Below are 15,515 nucleotides of genomic sequence, written 5' to 3'. Positions count from 1 at the left end.
TTGTGCTATTAATTTACTTATTTCTTTAAAATTTTGCTCAATGAAAATTCCCAATTCATACGGGCAATATTTAATACTGAAATATTTTGTGGGCACTCCACTTCACAGGCTTCGGTGTTGCTACAATGACCAAATAATTCGTTATCCATTTGTTGTACCATGGTTAAAGCTCTTTTTCGCGATTCCATTTTACCCTGGGGCAATTTAGCCAGGTGAGAAATTTTTGCTGAAGTAAATAAAGCAGCACTGGAATTTTTACAAGTTGCAACACAAGCACCGCAACCTATACAAGCGGCAGAATCAAAAGCAGATTCTGCGTTTTCATGTGTAATTGGAATACCATTAGCCTCTGGTGCTTGCCCTGTATTGACAGAAACAAATCCTCCGGCCATCACAATTCGGTCAAAAGCAGATCGATCTATTCTTAAATCTCTTTTTACAGGGAATGCCGTTGCTCTAAAAGGCTCAATATAAATGGTATCACCATCCTTAAACTCCCGCATGTGCAACTGGCAGGTAGTTAAATGCGCTATTGGGCCATGCGCCCTTCCATTTATCATCATCCCACATTGCCCGCAAATGCCTTCCCTACAATCGTGATCGAACTCTACAGGCCTATCTCCCTTGAGAATTAATTGCTCATTAAGGGTATCCATCATCTCCAAAAAAGACATATGAGAAACGACATTATCAAGTTCATAATCAACCATTTTGCCGGCACTCGAAGCATCACTTTGTCTCCATATTTTTAGATAAATCTTCATAGCTGATCGTTTTATTTGTAACTTCTTACCGTTAATTCAACATTTTCAAAGTGTAAAGGCTCCGGAATTAAAACTTCTTCTTTGTTTTCTCCCTGCCATTGCCACGCCGATACGAAACAAAATTTCACATCATTTCTTATCGCTTCGCCTTCTGGTGTTTGATATTCTTCTCTAAAATGTGCTCCGCAAGATTCTTCACGCGTTAATGCATCCATACACATCAACTCTGCAACTTCAAGATAATCAGCAATTCGACCTGCTTTTTCTAATTCACCATTCATTTCATTTTCGGTACCAGAAACTTTTAAGTTTTGATAAAAATCTGCTCTTAAAGCTTTAATCTCTTCAATGGCCTTTATTAAACCACTCTTACTTCTTGATAATCCACAATGATCGTACAACAGTTTACCCAAAGTTTTGTGATAAAAATCTGAAGTTTTATTTCCATTGATAGTGAGTAATCTAGTTAATTGCGCTTTTACATTTTTTTCGGCTTCTTCGAAAACGGCGCTATCTGTTGAAAGTTTTTCTGTTTTTATTTCTGCCGAAAGGTAGTTTGAAATGGTGTATGGCGCTATAAAATAACCATCTACACAGGCTTGCAATAAAGAATTTGCGCCTAATCTGTTTGCTCCATGATCTGAAAAATTCGCTTCACCTAAGGCAAATAAACCTGGAATGGTAGTCATTAATTCGTAATCTACCCACAAGCCACCCATAGAAAAGTGTGCCGCTGGCGAAATCATCATTGGCTCTGTATAGGCATCCGTAGTGGTAATTTTTCTATACATTTCAAATAAATTGCCATACTTTTCCTGAATACGGGCTTTCCCCTGTTCTCTTATTGCTTTTGAAAAATCGAGGTAAACAGCATTTCTCTGTGGTCCAACACCAAAACCAGCATCAATACGCTCTTTTGCAGCTCTGGAAGAAATATCACGAGGTGCAAGATTACCGAACGCAGGATAACGGCGCTCTAAATAATAATCTCTTTCATTGTCGGGAATATCGTTTGGCTTTCTATTTTCACCTTCTTTTAATGGCACCCAAATGCGACCATCATTTCGCAAAGATTCGGACATTAAGGTTAGCTTGGATTGGTAATCTCCCGATTGTGGCAAAGAAGTTGGATGAACCTGAGTCCAGCTGGGACATGCCATTAAAGCTCCTTTCTTATGTGCACGCCAAATAGCTGATGCATTACAACCCATTGCGAGCGTTGATAAATAATAAATTTTGCCAAAACCGCCCGTTGCTAAAATTACAGTATGTGCGCTGTGTCTTTCTATCTCTCCGGTATCTAAATTACGCACAATAACGCCTCTTGCTTTACCATCCGAAACCACTACATCGAGCATTTCATGCCGAGTATAAAGTTGTACCGTTTTTGCGGCAACCTGCCGCATTAAAGCCTGATAGGCACCAAGCAAAAGTTGTTGCCCGGTTTGTCCGCGTGCATAAAAAGTACGACTAACCTGTACGCCACCAAAAGATCGATTATTTAAATAACCGCCGTATTCGCGTCCAAAGGGTACACCTTGTGCTACCGCTTGATCGATCAGCTGCGCTGAACATTCTGCTAGGCGATAAACATTGGCTTCTCTTGAACGAAAATCACCTCCTTTAATGGTATCATAAAACATGCGATAAACGCTATCACCATCATTTTTATAATTTTTAGCCGCATTTACCCCACCTTGTGCGGCTACGGAATGTGCCCTTCTGGCAGAATCCTGGAAGCAGAAAGATTTCACGTTGTAACCCATTTCTGCCATTGAAGCAGCAACAGAACTGCCTGCCAAACCTGTGCCTACCACTATAATATCCATCTTTTTCCGGTTGGCGGGATTCACCAATTTTGCATGGTCTTTGTAATGGCTCCACTTATCCTTCAAAGGACCAGGAGGTATTTTTGCGTTTAACTCCATAAGAATCTTGTTAAATAAATGTAAATGGGAATAATGGCAAAGCCGATGGTAATAGTGTAGCTATAGCCACGACCAAAAGCCCTGATCCAGTTTACATACTTTGGATGATAAATACCCAAAGATCGTGCTGCGCTGAAAAAGCCGTGTAACAAATGATAGCCCAAAGCAAACATAGAAAGGACATAAAACATTACATACCACCAATTTTGGTATGCAGCTATCACAATAGTATACAAATCCTTATTTCCTTCTTCATCTAAAGGCAATTGTTTAAATTTATATTGATACCAAAAATCCTTAAAGTGGAAAACCAGAAAAATTAAAATTAGGGTACCTAAAATCCCCATGTTTCTGGAATACCATTTACTGGTTGCCCCTCTTTTATCCAGCACATATTTACCTGCAGTTTTTTTATTGTAAATGGTAATCAACAAGGCATCTAAACAGTGAATTATAATGGATAAATAAAGAACATAAGATATAATTTTAATGAAAATGTTGCCGGATAGCAGATGCGAATAACTGTTAAAACTTACTTTTGCTTGCATTGCAGGCATTAATAACTGTAAATTACCAAGTAAATGTATCACCAGAAAAAAACAGAGAAATAATCCGGTAAGTGCCATCAGCGTTTTGCGCATCAAGGTTGCTATTTTATTATTTTGCCTCATGATTTTGAAATTAATATATGCCAATAACTTTCCACCAAAGGCCGCCAATTCCCATCCAAATAACTAAAAATACAATACTGAGAATAAAGCCCCTAGACCACCAATCTCGAACTTCGACAAATGTGCTACCAAAAAATACTGGTGCCGGACCATGCCCGTAATGAGTTAATGTACCAAAAATGCCACCGCAATAACCTAAAGAAAGTGCAAGTAACATTGGCGGAATGCCAATACTTACACCTACGCCAAGAAGTGCTGCGTACATAGAAGCTACATGTGCTGTTGCGCTGGCGAACATATAATGGCTATAAAAATAAACGAGAATGATAATTGGAAAAGCCATTGTCCAGCTCATTTCACCAATTTTATTTTTAACCAAACCGCTAAACCACGGAATTAATCCTAATTGGTTTAAAGCACTTCCCATCATAACCAAAGCGGAAAACCAAACGATAGTATCCCAGGCTCCTTTTTCGCTTTTTACATCATCCCAGGTTAAAACTTGTGATAGAAGTAAAAATACCAAACCAATAAATGCGGTTGTTGTGGCATCAATTTTAAAAATATCTCCGGTAACCCACAGCACAAGCAAAACTACAAAGGCGGTAAGCATAAGCCATTCGTTTTTGGTTACAGCACCCATTTCCTTTAGTTTTTCTGCCGCCATTTTTGTTGCGCCATCTGTTTTCTTTAATTCCGGTGGATAAATTTTATAAAGAATGTAAGGAACTGCAATTAGCGAAATTATTCCTGGGATTAATGCCGCCCACATCCACGACATCCAGGTGATGTGAATGCCTAAATCGGCTGCAAATTTTTGACACATTGGGTTACTTGCCGTTCCAGTTAAAAACATAGCTGAAGTAATTAAATTGATGTTATAGCAATTTAAAGATAGGTAAGCACCTAATTTTCTATGTGTTTCGGCTTTTTCTGGAATAGAGCCAAAATTAAGTGCCATTGATTTCATAATGGGGTAAATAATACCGCCACCTCTTGCTGTATTACTTGGTATAGCTGGCGCTAAAACTAAATCTGCAAGTCCAAGCCCATAACCTAAACCTAAGGAGCTCCGCCCAAAAACCCTGATAAACAAATAAGCAATCCGGCTTCCTAAGCCTGTTTTTATAAATCCACGGGCTATAAAGAAGGAAATTCCTATTAACCAAATTACTTTATCACCAAAACTGCTTAGTGCTAATGTGATGGATTTACCAGGATTACCAGGTGCTAAAACACCTGTTATGGCAACCATTGCAATGGCAATCATAGACATGGTGCCCATGGAAGCCGCTTTTAAAATGATACCAAGAATTGTTGCCAAAAATATAGCCAGCAAATGCCAGGCTTCGGGTTTAACACCATCAGGAATTGGCAGAAACCAAATCAGCAGCCCGAAAGCGAGCGTAACCAGCAACATTTTGTAATTAATTTCTTTCATGGTTTTGAGATTAAAACAGGTTTAATAGTGGTAAATAAAGCCTTAAAAACGAGCTTGTACCTGACAAATAATTCTATTGGTATTGTACTCTGTAGTATTTGGAATATTTCTTTCGTAGCGATCCATTAGCAAACCCACTTGAATCCTAATGGCATAAGCTTCGGCAAAAGAAGCGCTAACCATGGGTATATAACTTTGTCTTGCATTTCCCGACCGCTTAAAATCGGCATCCAGGTATTCATAACGCATGGCGAGCTCAAGGTTTTTCAATCTCGAATTTTTAATGTTATAGCAAACATTTGGCTGTGCATAAATACCACGCATAGCATATTCGCTAATGGGTACAATGGCGTCGGTTTGCTTAAAAAAGGCAACACTATTAATTCCCTGCTTATATTCAGAAACAAACTCTACTCCCCAACGCTCATTCAAAGCTTTTTTATAATCTACATCTGCACCATAAGCCCAAATTTTTTGTCCAAGATTTTTACCTGCACCTCCGCTTATCCCTAACAACATACTTTTTGATAGACCTAAAACAACACGTGCAGGAAAAATTTTTCCATCATCATTATCACTCACCTGATTGCGATTATTACCGTTGTAAACACCAACATAATATTTTATTGGAATAGCAGAATGTTTAATTTCACCAAAATAGCTAACCCCTATTTGAAAACTTTGCCAACTATTGGCACCAAACAAATAATATTGATTTGAATAATCAACCGAGCGTACAAAATCAACGGGATAGTTATCTTCCTGACCAAACTGCGGTCTGAATTGTCCAAATTGAAAATTAATATAATCGTTTACGCTATATTTAATATATGCGTTTTCTAAAACCTTATTTTGTGGATTACCCGTAAAATCGCCAAAATTGACCAATACAACCGCATTGATACGGTCGTTTATTACCGCATTTACCTGAAAACGAGCTCTTTTAACTGAAAAGGAATTATGAGAAAACTGCTCATCGCCAGAATGATGCAAACCATTAATATCAATATCCTTATCCAAAGAATAATTGAACTGTGTTTGAATCATACCTGAAAAATTGATTTTTGCTTTTTCAGAAACAGCTACATCAATGCCTTGACTAAATACGAGATAAGGAAAAAATAGAAAAATAAAAAAGTAGAGTATTTTCATAGATAAGCGTTTAGAATTTGAAATTTTAAAACAGCAAACTGTTTGATTTATTTTTTATAAAATTTAATTATAAATCATAAAATCCATCGTATTCGAAATCGAAAATGAATAAAATATAGGCATGAAAAGTTCGCACGAATAAATTCGATAATTAAAGCCCGAAAGAAATTTCCTTAAGCTTTGAACATTCTGATCCATATTCTATTATTTATCACCAACTGTTGGGGGTGTTTTGAATAAATGGACAACGCTCTTTTTTGAACGGCTGCAATAAATGTTGATCGGTAATTTTTAGGTAGATTATGATTTTCATTTTGCCAGGTTTGATTGATAGCAATTTAATAAAAAAAAATTAAGCTACAATGAGACTCTATTCTTTTGTAGTTTTTTTCTATTATTTATGTCTCTAATTACGATCAAAGGTATAGCAAAGTAATGGCAATAAATTGACAGGCATCAGTTTAAAAAGTGATGAGGATTTTTAATTAGGTTTAAAAGAAAGTATCATAAATTTTATGCAATGGCGTTCCTATTATAAACTATCCAAATCATAAGTGGAATAAAAATAGCCAATGCAATTAGAAGAGGAATCCAAATTGGTTTAGCCCTATATTTTGTTTCTCTACCGATGGTTTTATTCTAGAACAACTCATACATAATTACTACACCTAAGGCGTTAACAATAAATGTATAAGGTAATCCTCTTGGTAGAATAGCCTCCTACACCGCCCAATCCAATTATAGTAAGTTCTTTCATTTTCATTTTTAAGAAATTCTTTTCAATTATCACAACGAATGTAGAAATAATAATGGATTTGCGTCTTACCCCTTATCCGTTCCGAAAAAGAAATTAAATATTTTTTGGAAACAAAACAATTAATCGTAATATTGCGATACAATTATGGGGCTAAGCAAAACAGAAATATTTACAGAAGAGCAAAATAAGCTGGCGCAATTTTTAAAGGCAATGGCACATCCTGCTCGTATTGCTATTTTGCAACGTATTTTAGTGTCTAATACTTGTATTTGTGGTGATTTAGTAGAAGAACTTGGTCTTGCCCAAGCAACTATATCACAACATTTAAAAGAGTTGAAAAATGCTGGCATTATCCAAGGCACCATTGAGGGCGTAAGTATTTGTTATTGCATTAACCCCGTAACCTGGAAATTAATTCAAAATCAATTAGGCAATTTCTTTTCTTCTTACAAAGGCGAAGTTAATTGCTGTTAAAATTTTTTACCCGATTCAATCGTAAAATTACGATTGAATCTTAATTAAAAATACAAAATGAAACTATCAGAAATTAAAAACCACTTAAGCCAAGCTCAGGGCGTAAATTTTCAACTGGAAAACGGAACAATGGTGCCAGAGAACTTCCATGTAACTGAGGTTGGTATTATCACTAAAGATTTTATTGATTGCGGAGGAATAGTACGCCATGAAAAAGTAGCCAATTTTCAGTTATGGGATGCAAATGACTACGAACATCGCTTAAAACCTAGTAAATTACTTAGTATTATCTCTCTTTCAGAAAAAATTTTGGGTATGGAAGATCTTGAAATTGAAGTTGAATATCAGGCAGAAACCATTGGCAAATACGACCTGGATTACAATGGTCAAAACTTCATTCTGTTATCAAAGAAAACTGCTTGCCTGGCTATGGATAAATGCGGTGTACCAGTTGCAAAGCAAAAAGTTAATCTGATTAATCTTTCGTCGGGTTCAAATTGTGCGCCAGGTGGTGGATGTTGCTAATTTAAGAAATTTCAAATGAAAAAGATCCTCGTGCTTTGTACAGGCAATAGTTGCCGCAGTCAGATTGCTGAAGGTTATTTAAGGTATTTTGCAGGAAACTTAGCCGCAGTTTATAGCGCTGGAATAGAAACTCATGGTGTAAACCCAAAAGCAATTGAGGTTATGAAAGCTGATGGAATAGATATTTCTGCACATACATCCAATAATATCAGTGAATATTTGGATCTAGATTTTGATTATTTAATTACCGTATGCGACCATGCTAAAGAAAGTTGCCCCTACTTTCCTACCAAAGCCATAAAATTTCATTATAATTTTCCTGATCCGGCAAAAGCTATAGGAACGAAAGAAGAAATCAATCTTCAATTTATAGAAGTAAGAAATCTGATTAAAAATTATACTGAGAATTTTATAAACACATTCATAAAAGCATAATATGAACCAAATAAAGGTTTCCAGTAATAAAAAGCGTAGATCAAATTATTGATGATATTCTATTTTGATTGTTTTGAAATAAATCAAAACAATCAAAATAGAATATATACTTTAAACAACAAACCCAACAATTTTAACCTTTTGCTGTATTTTTTGAGAACAGATTTAATCAATGACATAGTTTATTGAACAGAGCCTAAGACTTAATACACACTGTAGATTTGCAAGTTATTTGCGATCGTTACCAAGTCATTCCAGACCGTTACCAAGTCATTCCAGACCATTACCAAGTCATTCCAGACCGTTACCATGTAATTCCAGACCGTTACCAAGTCATGTCAGACCGTTACCAAGCCATTCCAGACCGTTACCAAGCCATTCCAGACCGTTACCAAGCCATTCCAGACCGTTACCATGTCATTCCAGACCGTTACCAAGTCATTCCAGACCATTACCAAGCCATTCCAGACCGTTACCAAGCCATTCCAGACCATTACCAAGTCATGTCAGACCGTTACCAAGCCATTCCAGACCGTTACCAAGCCATTCCAGACCGTTACCAAGCCATTCCAGACCGTTACCAAGCCATTCCAGACCGTTACCATGTCATTCCAGACCGTTACCATGTCATCCCAGACCGTTACCATGTCATTCTGGAACGTCACCAAGTCATTCCAGACCGTTACCAAGTCAATTGCGACTGTTACCAAGTCATTCCAGACCGTTACCAAGCCATTCCAGTCAGTTACCAAGTCATTCCAGACCATTACCAAGCTACTTAAGACCAGGCTATTGTGCTAATTATCCGATAGGAGCTACTCGAAATACACGCTAAATAAAACAAAGCCAACTATACTTTTACATGGCTGTCTTTATACTTTCGGATTTCAAATCCGTCTTTATCTTTAATTCGAGATGACCTGTGAAACATCTCGAATAGCGGGTATTTCTGCTTCCCTCTGCTGTTTTGTCCCTCGGTAGTACCTGAATGCCTAACCTCACTTGTACCAGCAAAAGTAGCGGGGGTTTCATTTATTATTTCGGGACAAGCGGGACGCTTGCGCCAGCGAGGTACTACCCCAGTAGTGGTGGCAAATACTCATAATAATCTTTGTTATATTTATGTGCTTCAACACTAGTAAGGCCTACACTATAAACAAATAGATCAAAGTCAAAAGTGAAAGGGATATTTTTATCCAAATATTCTTTATGTTCGAGATATAATTTTTCTTCTATAAAATAACCTATCGAATCATCAAATAAAAATCTTTCTTCTATAACTTGATCTCTAAAAAGCTCTTCAAGCTTGCTATAAGGAATATTTGAGATATTTATAAATCCAAATACAAAATCTGCTCCTTTAAGCACAACTTCTAAATATACCTTGTAATAATAGTTTTTCTCCATTTTATAATTATTAACCACCTACAAACGTTAAGCTATTATAATTTATAAGGGCACCAACAGCGATTCCCCCAAATCCTCCAATTACATATGAAACACCTCCAATCCCTACATTTTTAACAGCTTCACCTGGTTTGCCATAATTCTATTACCAAATGAAGGGTATTTATTTGTAATGGTAAAGTTTAACTATCTTACCATCGGACTTCTGAATTTCAATATGGGGAACACCTCCATCCACACCTTCATCTACACTTCCTTCTACTACCCATATATCTCCATTTTTCAAAGTTGCAATAAAAGGTTTTTTCTTAAGTACCTTCTCTCCATAAACACGAACAAATAATACTTGTGCAATTTGTACCGCAGTTGTGCTATCCGGAACATACCCTTCACTAATATCCCACTCGGCTTGACTTATACCAGGACGGCATTTCACTAAAAGCGGAACCGTTATTAATATAACAAACCACAATCTAATATTCCTATGAAATAATCTCATTGTTTCTGTTTTAATTAATGATAAAATGCAATCCCTGATCTTACAGAATTTATAAAACCGTTAAAACCTGTTCGTAAATTATTAACACCATTTGGTTAAAGAACTAAATTGATCGAATAAGGATAAAAAATATAAATCATTTGGTATATCAGGAATAGGTTCCCATTTATTAAACATTTTTACTTCCATTTTCTATTTATATCTAAATTTTATATCTGCTTTTTTTGTTTGAGGTAAAAATATCAAAGCAATTGTACCAGCAACCGCTTGCTGTACCGGTCTCGACTATTTCTATACCTTCTGCAACAGCAGCAAGTGTCCTTCAAATAGCTGCTCCAACTGTGGTTGCTCCTGCTGCTGATACAGCTGCTTTAGGCTTAGGCCCGGGTTCTTCAACAATTCGTTAAATAAAAACAAGGTCAACTATGTTTTTGCATCATTGTCTATTCTTTCGGATTACAAATCCGACTTATCTTTAATTCGAGATGACCTGCGGAACATCTCGAATAGCTGGATTCTCAACTATTATTCATTAATACCATAAAACTCAGCTAAATCAAGCCATACTTTAGCCAATTGCCTATCTTTTTTCACACCAATACCATAATAATATAGTCTTCCAACTTCATAAATAGATTGTTTATGCCCTAACAAAGCTGCTTTTACATAATTAACAAATGCTTCATTTACATCTTTTTGCGTTCCAACCCCCTCTTCGTACGAATTTGCAACATCAAAACAAGCCTCTGGAACATTATTTTTTGCTGCTTTTAAAAATAATTCAAAAGCCTTAAAAACATCCTTCCTAACATGGGTGCCAAATAAATACCATGTTCCCAATGCATATATCGCTTTATAATTGTCAACCTTTGCTGCCTTGACAAGTAAAACAAAAATCTCATTTAGATCAGCATCCTCCATCAATGCTTTCTTTAAGGCCAATTGATATAACCTATCTCCTTTCATATTATTATATATTATTATTTTGGTGGCCAGCTTCCAGTCCAACCCTTTGGACGCTTTCTTGGTGGTAAATTTTCCCCCTTTTCACCTCCACGAGCTTTTATCTTTGTTGCTTGTCCTTTTTGATGTTTGCCTTTTTTACTTGCTCTTGCTCCTTTTGTATGTTCAGCACCACCAGACAAAAGCCCTTCCCACTCTTCAGCTTTCTTCGCTTCGTAGTAATGTTTTGTAGCTTCATCTGCTACAACAAGTACTGAATAAGCCGTCAAAGCGATTGCACCTATTGTTTTTGAAACAGGCTCAGGGTTTGCACCCTCTGCTAACCAACCACTTCCCGTGCGAAGTGTTAAACCAAACCCAATTGCAACCCATGCCGAAGACGGCTTTTTAGCCGTTATCGATACTGTACTTAGTTGTGGGATTGGATCATACTGAAGTGCGCCTAACTGCTGGCCTACAAATAGATTATAATCTACTCCGGCTTTCTCTGTACCTATCTTAATTTCTCTACCATTAATGATCTGATATATAGAATTATCCTTATCATTTATATGATTTATTACCTTTCCTGTTGCATCTATTCGAGTCGAAGCTATGTATTTTGGGGCATCATCAACCCAAGTTCCATCAGGGTCAGTGAAATTTATCGGATTATTCAATACATAATTATATGGCGAAACATCATCATAGTCCTCCGCCAGCGGTTAATCTCTCAATTTAAGTAAATGATTCTTCAAAACCTGAATGATTGATCCTTTTCCTTTATACTCCTCTTCAAAATCATTTACTACATCTATATCAGCAATGCTTAGCATCCTTAATTCCTCGCCCAACACTCCATCCAAAAGAATTTCACTGACACTTAGCTGTTCATCAAAATTTAAATTTGTAATATTAGGTGCTTTGATAATTATTTCAAACATACCATCCTGATACTTTAATAATACGTATTGCCAAGAAGAACAATCTATCTCTATTGTTTGATTATTATCTTTCTGAAAAATAAATTTTTCTTCCCATTGTTTTGGCTGTTTTGCATAATAAAATTCCCAGCCATCACAAGGTATAGCGTAAGAAACTATTTCCTTTGTTTGACTTAATAAATCCAAGTCGCCACCAGGAGATATAACTAACATGTTATCTTTTTTAATTCCAGGTCCAACTTCCCATACAAAATCCCCCAAAGAAAGTATTTTTTCATCTAACTTATTTAGTAAAACTTCATTTTCAAAGTTTTCACCAAAATCATTATAAATTTCAGTAAACCAAGTCCAAAGTTTCGTTGTGCTGCTTTTAGTGTCATTGCTCATTTTTTCGTTTTTTTTCAATTTCTTTCATTCTCTCCTCACTAACTTCTCTTCTTTTATTATCCAAATTTTGTACTCCTCCATTTTCATCTATTGCTTTTTGTTCTTTGTATTGACCTTCTTCCTTATTATTGGGATCATAGTGGTCGATAACTTCAGCTTTGGTCCTATCTCTTCCATCTTTAGATTTTCTAGTTTTTTGAGGGGTAGATTTATTGTGTCTCCCAACATAAGCTTTTCCACTTTTTGTAGCGCCACCAGGTACTTTATAGATGGTACCTTTTTTTTCATTACTTTTTAGCATGGAAGGTACGATGGGTGGTGGAAGATAGGGTTTTGACGGTTTCCAACCATTCATTCCCATGTCTTGCGGTAAAAATACCAAAGCAATTGTACCAGCAACCGCTGTCGCTGCACCGGTCCCGACTATTTCTATACCTTCTGCAACAGCAGCAAGTGTCCTCCAAATAGCTCCGCCAACTGTGGCTGCTCCCGCTGCAGCAACAGCCGCTTTAGGCTTGGGCTTAGGGCCTTCCTCCTGATCAAAATCATCATTTACATCTTCTCCAAACATTCCATCTGGATCGGTATGCCGAATAGGATCATCAAATGCATAAGCATAAGGAGTTGTCTTTCTGTCAAGTTCAGATGCAGGATCCACCACATTCCATCTTCCAATCACCGGGTCATAGAACCTTGCTCCGTAATCGTATTGCCCTAACTCTTCCTGCAACTCCTTGCCATTATAAAGGTACTTGTTTACATTTGAATTTGGAGTACCCATTTTCCTTAATCCAAAAGCAAAATAATCATCCCTTTGGATTACCTCTGCTAGTTGCCCGTTTGGATTCTTGTAAAAAGTAGCCCTCACATTACCTAAATGATCGGTCAGGTTATATTCGTAACTGTAATCTGTTCCGTTTCTTCTTGCAATACCTTCCTCTGTCTGGATAAAATCTATCGCACCATTGGTGTATGCATACCAGCTATATGATTGGTGGTATTTGTTCCACTAACCTCCTTAGTTTTTGCCCTATTGTGTCTAAGTATAGGTGATGTCCTCATCGCATTGTAATACCTCCAATATCAGACTGCTTGGAAATTTCCAAACAAGAGCAAAAAGCAGATAATTAAAAGGAGCAATGAAAATTTGCTCCTTTTTTTGTTTAGGGTTAATTTTAATTCAGGGCTACTTGAAATGTACGCTAAATAAAACAAAGTCTAATATGCTTTTGCCTCGCTAAGCTTTATTCTTTCGGATTTCAAATCCGTCTTTATCTTTAGTTCGAGATGACCGCCGGAACATCTCGAATAGCTGGGCTTGGTTTATTGGTACACAAAAAGGTGCATTATGGATAGCTAGCTTAAATCCTCTATTACAAAATTAATGCAACCATCATGCCTTATTGATAATATCCAATTCAAACTTTCATCGAATATATCAATATCATCAGAACTAGGAAACCAAATATCAAAGAAGTATTTATTTAAATCATCTAAATTAAATACGTCGATACTTTTAAAATCATCCCAGTTAACAAACACATTTTTTAATGGCTTTATTTGAAGTTTAGCTAATGCGTCTATTAAACTAAAATTATCTAAAGCATTTGAAGTTTCGTAAAAATGTTGTTTTAGCATTAGCTCCTTTTCAATATTTTCAATAGGAATCGTATACTTGTTCGAAATAATTTTCAATAAATTTTGACATTCAACATCACTTAAGCTTTTATAACAAGGAAAGCTTACTTTATACTCATCTTCAAATAAGGAAATTTTAAATTCATCCATAGTTTTCTATTTAAGTATTGGAATAGCGGTACCTCTACCCCCTTTATCTCTTTTCCCATTTGTGTAATCCCACCAATTTACATGAGGATACTCTTCCCCTGAACCTGGCTTAGCATTAGGGTGTGCTGGATCCAATCTATATCCTTTTTTTGAATCCCCTCTTTGAGGACTTCCATATTTACCCTGTTTTCCTTTTGGCAAACTAGTTCCAGGCTCAAGTCCGAGTTCTTTTTTAGCCTCCGAAACAGCCTTTTTTGTCTCGCTTAAAGAGCCTTTCGCTGCGCCTTTTGTACTTTTTTCTTCAGTTGCCTGAACACTATTGTTAGCTCTTTGTTGAAAATCGCCCTTAACCTTATTTGTATATTCAATACTTTCTTTAAACGTAAGCGCTCCAGCGGGGACTAAAAGCCCATTTGGATTAGGTGATGGCTTCCAGCCATTCATTCCTCCATTATTTGGCACTGGTGTCAATACTAAAGCAGCCGTACCAGCGATAGCAGTTGCTGTACCAATGCCTACAATTTCTACCCCTTTAACTAAAGATTTAAGTCCTTCCCAAGCAGTTCTACCCACGGTAGCAGTACCAGTTCCAATCGCTACTGCAGATTCTCCTGGGCCAGGTCCTACTTGATCAAAATCATCATTTACATCTTCTCCAAACATTCCATCTGGATCGGTATGCCGAATAGGATCATCAAATGCATAAGCATAAGGAGTTGTCTTTCTGTCAAGTTCAGATGCAGGATCCACCACATTCCATCTTCCAATCACCGGGTCATAGAACCTTGCTCCGTAATCGTATTGCCCTAACTCTTCCTGCAACTCCTTGCCATTATAAAGGTACTTGTTTACATTTGAATTTGGAGTACCCATTTTCCTTAATCCAAAAGCAAAATAATCATCCCTTTGAATTACTTCTGCCAGTTGCCCAACTGGGTTCTTGTAAAAAGTAGCCCTCACATTACCCAAATGATCGGTTAGGTTATATTCGTAACTGTAGTCTGTTCCGTTTCTTCTCGCTACACCTTCCTCAGTCTGGATAAATTCTATCGCACCATTGGTGTATTGGATCCCAGCAATATAGTCGGTGGTGTTTATGCCACTAACCTTTTTTAGTTTTTGTCCTGCGGTATTGTAAGTATAGGTGATGTTCTGGTTCCCGCTTACCTGTGTTGGCAGGTTCAGGTAGTTATAGCTCAGGTTAATCCCTTTTTGGCTATCGCTCTTTAAATTCCCGTTTTCATCATATACATAACTACTATTGGTAAAACCAATAATCTGTGTCAGTTGGTTACCTGTGTAACCTGTATAATTGTTGGTCCCAGCGTTATCTCGCGTCAGGCTGGTGATGTTACCCATCACATCATAACTAATTGCCTCACCCAGGTTAGGGGAACTGGC

20 protein-coding genes are annotated in these 15,515 nt (G+C 36.9%); 4 read left to right on the top strand and 16 right to left on the bottom strand.

What is annotated here, in order from left to right; all coding sequences use genetic code 11:
• Positions 1–17 precede the first annotated feature (17 nt).
• From EHC72_RS08610 to EHC72_RS08590, 5 genes are read right to left on the bottom strand one after another with little or no spacing between them, the layout of a single operon-like run.
• Complete coding sequence (locus tag EHC72_RS08610) at positions 18–764, bottom strand: succinate dehydrogenase/fumarate reductase iron-sulfur subunit (RefSeq protein WP_131537279.1); 747 nt, start codon at positions 762–764, stop codon at positions 18–20.
• A gap of 11 nt (positions 765–775) precedes the next feature.
• Positions 776–2,692 carry a fumarate reductase/succinate dehydrogenase flavoprotein subunit gene (locus tag EHC72_RS08605; protein WP_131537278.1) on the bottom strand — a complete coding sequence of 639 codons (1,917 nt, stop codon included), beginning with the start codon at positions 2,690–2,692 and terminating at the stop codon, positions 776–778.
• Positions 2,683–3,363, bottom strand: a complete 681-nt coding sequence (locus EHC72_RS08600) for a succinate dehydrogenase cytochrome b subunit (protein WP_131537277.1) — start codon at positions 3,361–3,363, stop codon at positions 2,683–2,685. Before EHC72_RS08600 ends, EHC72_RS08605 begins: the two co-directional genes overlap by 10 nt.
• Positions 3,364–3,373: 10 nt before the next feature.
• Positions 3,374–4,804, bottom strand: coding sequence for an anion permease (locus EHC72_RS08595; protein ID WP_131537276.1), 1,431 nt, complete (start codon positions 4,802–4,804; stop codon positions 3,374–3,376).
• Between the two features lie 42 nt (positions 4,805–4,846).
• Entirely contained in the window at positions 4,847–5,956 is a 1,110-nt protein-coding gene (locus EHC72_RS08590; protein WP_131537275.1) for a porin, read from the bottom strand.
• Between the two features lie 901 nt (positions 5,957–6,857).
• Here EHC72_RS08590 and EHC72_RS08585 point away from each other — a divergent pair.
• The 3 genes from EHC72_RS08585 to EHC72_RS08575 are packed head-to-tail and all read left to right on the top strand — an operon-like array spanning position 6,858 to position 8,147.
• Positions 6,858–7,187 carry an ArsR/SmtB family transcription factor gene (locus EHC72_RS08585; RefSeq protein WP_131537274.1) on the top strand — a complete coding sequence of 110 codons (330 nt, stop codon included), beginning with the start codon at positions 6,858–6,860 and terminating at the stop codon, positions 7,185–7,187.
• 57 nt (positions 7,188–7,244) lie between these two features.
• Positions 7,245–7,712 carry a DUF6428 family protein gene (locus EHC72_RS08580; RefSeq protein ID WP_131537273.1) on the top strand — a complete coding sequence of 156 codons (468 nt, stop codon included), beginning with the start codon at positions 7,245–7,247 and terminating at the stop codon, positions 7,710–7,712.
• Positions 7,713–7,727: 15 nt separating this feature from the next.
• Positions 7,728–8,147, top strand: a complete 420-nt coding sequence (locus EHC72_RS08575) for an arsenate reductase ArsC (RefSeq protein ID WP_131537272.1) — start codon at positions 7,728–7,730, stop codon at positions 8,145–8,147.
• A 203-nt stretch (positions 8,148–8,350) separates the two neighbouring features.
• Here EHC72_RS08575 and EHC72_RS23195 read toward each other — a convergent pair whose 3' ends face one another.
• From EHC72_RS23195 to EHC72_RS08560, 5 genes are all read right to left on the bottom strand, one after another.
• Positions 8,351–8,479, bottom strand: coding sequence for a hypothetical protein (locus EHC72_RS23195; RefSeq protein ID WP_262711063.1), 129 nt, complete (start codon positions 8,477–8,479; stop codon positions 8,351–8,353).
• A gap of 6 nt (positions 8,480–8,485) precedes the next feature.
• Positions 8,486–8,641, bottom strand: a complete 156-nt coding sequence (locus tag EHC72_RS22660) for a hypothetical protein (protein WP_165585793.1) — start codon at positions 8,639–8,641, stop codon at positions 8,486–8,488.
• Between the two features lie 12 nt (positions 8,642–8,653).
• Complete coding sequence (locus EHC72_RS08570; RefSeq protein ID WP_131537271.1) at positions 8,654–8,914, bottom strand: hypothetical protein; 261 nt, start codon at positions 8,912–8,914, stop codon at positions 8,654–8,656.
• Between the two features lie 307 nt (positions 8,915–9,221).
• A complete protein-coding gene (locus tag EHC72_RS08565; RefSeq protein ID WP_131537270.1) occupies positions 9,222–9,554 on the bottom strand; it encodes a hypothetical protein in 333 nt (110 codons plus the stop codon).
• Between the two features lie 163 nt (positions 9,555–9,717).
• Positions 9,718–9,990: an NTF2 fold immunity protein gene (locus tag EHC72_RS08560; RefSeq protein ID WP_165585792.1), complete on the bottom strand. Its 273-nt coding sequence runs from the start codon at positions 9,988–9,990 to the stop codon at positions 9,718–9,720.
• Positions 9,991–10,277: 287 nt separating this feature from the next.
• Here EHC72_RS08560 and EHC72_RS08555 point away from each other — a divergent pair, with 287 nt between their 5' ends.
• Positions 10,278–10,460 carry a hypothetical protein gene (locus EHC72_RS08555; RefSeq protein ID WP_131537268.1) on the top strand — a complete coding sequence of 61 codons (183 nt, stop codon included), beginning with the start codon at positions 10,278–10,280 and terminating at the stop codon, positions 10,458–10,460.
• A gap of 118 nt (positions 10,461–10,578) precedes the next feature.
• Here EHC72_RS08555 and EHC72_RS08550 read toward each other — a convergent pair whose 3' ends face one another.
• The 6 genes from EHC72_RS08550 to EHC72_RS08525 all read right to left on the bottom strand — a co-directional run.
• Positions 10,579–11,019 carry a tetratricopeptide repeat protein gene (locus EHC72_RS08550; RefSeq protein ID WP_131537267.1) on the bottom strand — a complete coding sequence of 147 codons (441 nt, stop codon included), beginning with the start codon at positions 11,017–11,019 and terminating at the stop codon, positions 10,579–10,581.
• Between the two features lie 14 nt (positions 11,020–11,033).
• Complete coding sequence (locus EHC72_RS08545; protein ID WP_131537266.1) at positions 11,034–11,675, bottom strand: hypothetical protein; 642 nt, start codon at positions 11,673–11,675, stop codon at positions 11,034–11,036.
• A gap of 45 nt (positions 11,676–11,720) precedes the next feature.
• A complete protein-coding gene (locus EHC72_RS08540; RefSeq protein ID WP_131537265.1) occupies positions 11,721–12,326 on the bottom strand; it encodes a hypothetical protein in 606 nt (201 codons plus the stop codon).
• Complete coding sequence (locus EHC72_RS08535; protein ID WP_246029404.1) at positions 12,316–13,194, bottom strand: RHS repeat domain-containing protein; 879 nt, start codon at positions 13,192–13,194, stop codon at positions 12,316–12,318. Before EHC72_RS08535 ends, EHC72_RS08540 begins: the two co-directional genes overlap by 11 nt.
• A gap of 488 nt (positions 13,195–13,682) precedes the next feature.
• On the bottom strand, positions 13,683–14,114 hold the full coding sequence (locus EHC72_RS08530) for a hypothetical protein (protein ID WP_131537264.1): 432 nt from the start codon (positions 14,112–14,114) through the stop codon (positions 13,683–13,685).
• 6 nt (positions 14,115–14,120) lie between these two features.
• Positions 14,121–15,515 (bottom strand): RHS repeat-associated core domain-containing protein (locus EHC72_RS08525; protein ID WP_317126344.1); only part of this gene is annotated, 1,395 nt, incomplete at its 5' end.

Source organism: Pedobacter nototheniae, from assembly GCF_004335085.1.
Lineage (GTDB): Bacteria > Bacteroidota > Bacteroidia > Sphingobacteriales > Sphingobacteriaceae > Pedobacter > Pedobacter nototheniae.
This window is presented reverse-complemented; position numbering and strand designations above follow the sequence as displayed.

Excerpts from the sequence above, each read along its gene's own strand:
- EHC72_RS08540 (WP_131537265.1), bottom strand. The coding sequence starts at position 12,326 with ATGAGCAATGACACTAAAAGCAGCACAACGAAACTTTGGACTTGGTTT.
- EHC72_RS08570 (WP_131537271.1), bottom strand. The coding sequence starts at position 8,914 with ATGGTCTGGAATGACTTGGTAACTGACTGGAATGGCTTGGTAACGGTC.
- EHC72_RS08590 (WP_131537275.1), bottom strand. The coding sequence starts at position 5,956 with ATGAAAATACTCTACTTTTTTATTTTTCTATTTTTTCCTTATCTCGTA.
- EHC72_RS08610 (WP_131537279.1), bottom strand. The coding sequence starts at position 764 with ATGAAGATTTATCTAAAAATATGGAGACAAAGTGATGCTTCGAGTGCC.
- EHC72_RS22660 (WP_165585793.1), bottom strand. The coding sequence starts at position 8,641 with ATGGTCTGGAATGGCTTGGTAACGGTCTGGAATGGCTTGGTAATGGTC.
- EHC72_RS08565 (WP_131537270.1), bottom strand. The coding sequence starts at position 9,554 with ATGGAGAAAAACTATTATTACAAGGTATATTTAGAAGTTGTGCTTAAA.
- EHC72_RS08605 (WP_131537278.1), bottom strand. The coding sequence starts at position 2,692 with ATGGAGTTAAACGCAAAAATACCTCCTGGTCCTTTGAAGGATAAGTGG.
- EHC72_RS08530 (WP_131537264.1), bottom strand. The coding sequence starts at position 14,114 with ATGGATGAATTTAAAATTTCCTTATTTGAAGATGAGTATAAAGTAAGC.
- EHC72_RS08575 (WP_131537272.1), top strand. The coding sequence starts at position 7,728 with ATGAAAAAGATCCTCGTGCTTTGTACAGGCAATAGTTGCCGCAGTCAG.
- EHC72_RS08600 (WP_131537277.1), bottom strand. The coding sequence starts at position 3,363 with ATGAGGCAAAATAATAAAATAGCAACCTTGATGCGCAAAACGCTGATG.
- EHC72_RS08585 (WP_131537274.1), top strand. The coding sequence starts at position 6,858 with ATGGGGCTAAGCAAAACAGAAATATTTACAGAAGAGCAAAATAAGCTG.
- EHC72_RS08550 (WP_131537267.1), bottom strand. The coding sequence starts at position 11,019 with ATGAAAGGAGATAGGTTATATCAATTGGCCTTAAAGAAAGCATTGATG.
- EHC72_RS08580 (WP_131537273.1), top strand. The coding sequence starts at position 7,245 with ATGAAACTATCAGAAATTAAAAACCACTTAAGCCAAGCTCAGGGCGTA.
- EHC72_RS08595 (WP_131537276.1), bottom strand. The coding sequence starts at position 4,804 with ATGAAAGAAATTAATTACAAAATGTTGCTGGTTACGCTCGCTTTCGGG.